This is a genomic window from Bifidobacterium sp. POST2/T3 (B1) (assembly GCF_058197115.1).
Genome location: NZ_JBVPQK010000396.1, coordinates 1 through 2,357, shown reverse-complemented (window position 1 = coordinate 2,357; position 2,357 = coordinate 1). Strand labels below are relative to the sequence as shown.

The 2,357-nt window shown below is 60.3% G+C and carries 2 protein-coding genes; one reads left to right on the top strand and one right to left on the bottom strand.

Annotated features, from left to right (window positions below; translation table 11 throughout):
• The coding region (locus AC0AP0_RS12045) for a YdcF family protein (RefSeq protein WP_490430642.1) at positions 1-966 on the top strand (966 nt) is incomplete at its 5' end.
• A gap of 29 nt (positions 967-995) precedes the next feature.
• Here AC0AP0_RS12045 and AC0AP0_RS12040 read toward each other — a convergent pair.
• Positions 996-2,357 (bottom strand): MFS transporter (locus AC0AP0_RS12040; RefSeq protein WP_490430641.1); only part of this gene is annotated, 1,362 nt, incomplete at its 5' end.

Genomic DNA, 2,357 nt, shown 5'->3' with positions numbered 1-2,357 from the left:
GGCCTGCTCTTCCTCTGGGACCTGCACAAGGAGCCACGGCAGTTCCGCAATGCCATCTGGTTGCTGCTCCTGCTGCTAACCCTGGGCGGAGCGCTTCTTCTGCAATTCGGCATGCGTTGGCTGATCCTGCCCCTGGTCATCCTGCTCATCGCCGCTCCCCTGCTGGTGATTTGCTTCCTGCTGGCCAACACGGTCATCGTTATCCGACACGAGGGGGTCTCCCTGACCACCCTGCTGCCCGGCCTGCTTGCACTGGCCGTGGTGGCCTACATGGTTCTTTCACCCCTCTTGGCTGGGTTTGGCGCACCCTCATGGCTGCAGAAGCTGGCCGGGCTGATCGACCTGGAAGCCACCTGGTTCTTCTTCTCCTTCCTGGCTCTGCTGCTCTATTCCAACTTTTACAGGATGCTGCCCCGCAAGCGTCGCTACGACTACATCATCATCCATGGAGCCGGCCTGCGCGGCGAAGAGCCCACGCCTCTGCTTCGGGGACGGCTGGACAAGGCTGTAGACCTCTGGAAGCGGCAGGGCCGACGCGGGCGCTTCGTGGTCTCCGGAGGGCAGGGTCCCGACGAGGCCATCAGCGAGGCCAGGGCCATGGCTCAGTATTTACGCAGCTCCTGCGGAGTGCCAGCCGAAGCCATCATTATGGAAGACAGGTCGACCACAACCCTGGAGAACCTGCGCTACTCCAAGCAGATCCTGGATGACCGCTACGAGGTAGGCACCGGGCCTGAGCATTACCGGGTGGCCCTGGTCACCAGCGACTACCACGTCTTCCGGGCCAGCGAATACGCCAGTCAGGTCGGCCTGAATGCCGACGGAATCGGCTCACACACCAAGGGCTACTACTGGCCGACCGCCTTCATCCGGGAGTTCGTGGCCATCACCCGCATGCACTGGTGGCCCTACCTGGTCCTTGCACTAGGTTGGGCCGTCTGGGTCGGCATCTCATTGCTGAATTAAAACCACTGCCTTCTAGAGGGAATCAGAGGTCATACAACCTTAATCTCGCTCTTATCCTGGCTGGCCAGGCTGCGCTCCAGGAACCAGGCCACCAGAAGGATGACCAGGACGATGATAAAGACGAAAACGAAAGCCCAAACAGCTCCGAACTGGAAGGCCTGAGCGCCGGCATGAAGCCCACTGGCCTTAGGCATGCCCGTGATGATGGCGGCCAGAACGCCGGTCGAGGCGGCGCCTGAATACTGCTGAAGGGTGTTGAAGAGTGCGTTACCGTCAGGCACCAGTTTGGCTGGGATATGCTGCAGTCCAACCGTGAGCAGGTTGTTGAAGACGCAGGCCTGACCGACCATGTAGCAGGCGTAGAGAAGAATCATCAGCGGGACGGACAAGTGCCGGCTGAGGACCAGGAAGCCTAAGGCCGAGAGGAAGAAGGCAGTGCTTCCCACCGCGAGCAGTCCACGCAGGCCATGGCCATCCAGATAGCCGCCTGTGACGGGCTGGCAGAGCGCAGAGAGCAGGCTCCCCGGCAGCAGAAGGAGGCCAGACACGGTGGAGGTCTCACCCAGTACGGACTGAGCCATGTTGGGCAGGATGAACGTCAGGCCAATTTGAACGAACTGGACCAGGAAGTAGAGAATCAGGGCAAGGGTGAAAGTACGGTTCCGGAAGACCGCAATGTTGATCAGCCTGGTGCGCTGGTGCGTAAGGGTCCAGACTCCTGCAGCAAGGGCCAGAGCACCGATGAACAAGGACAGCCAGGTAATAGGGCCATGAACGTCCAGGGTGCTCAGCCCCAGGGTCAGCCCGGTCAGAAAGACACCCAGAAGAAGGAACTGGAGCCATGCGAAGGGACCGACATGAGCGCCCTCCTTGTCAACTGAGATGAGTGCGATGATTCCGAAGACCAGCTCGATGGGCAGCACGATCAGGAAGATGGCCCGCCAGGATAAGGCCTGGATAACGGCTCCGCCAAAGGTCGGGCCCAGGGAGGGTGCCAGTGCCACCGCCATGCCAGCGCTGCCCACGTAACGGCCCTGGATGTGAAGAGGAACCTTTTTCATGATTAGAGAGAACACCAAGGGAAGAGCGATACCAGTGCTGATGCCCTGCAGGAGGCGCCCCGCCATAAGAACGGGAAAGCTTGGAGCAAGGATGCACATCAAGTCGCTGCCCAGGAATATTCCCACGCTGGTCAAAATCAAGGCGCGGGTCGTGAATGAATGTTCCAGCCAAGCGGCAGCCAGAACCGTCAAGGCCACCACCAACAGATAGCCAGTGGTCAGCCATTGGACTGTGCCCAGCCCGGTTTTGAAGTACTGGGTCATCTCCGGAAAAGTGACGTTGAGCGAGGTCTCCAAAAGGACCCCGCAGAAGGCGAGCCCGGCAGTGCC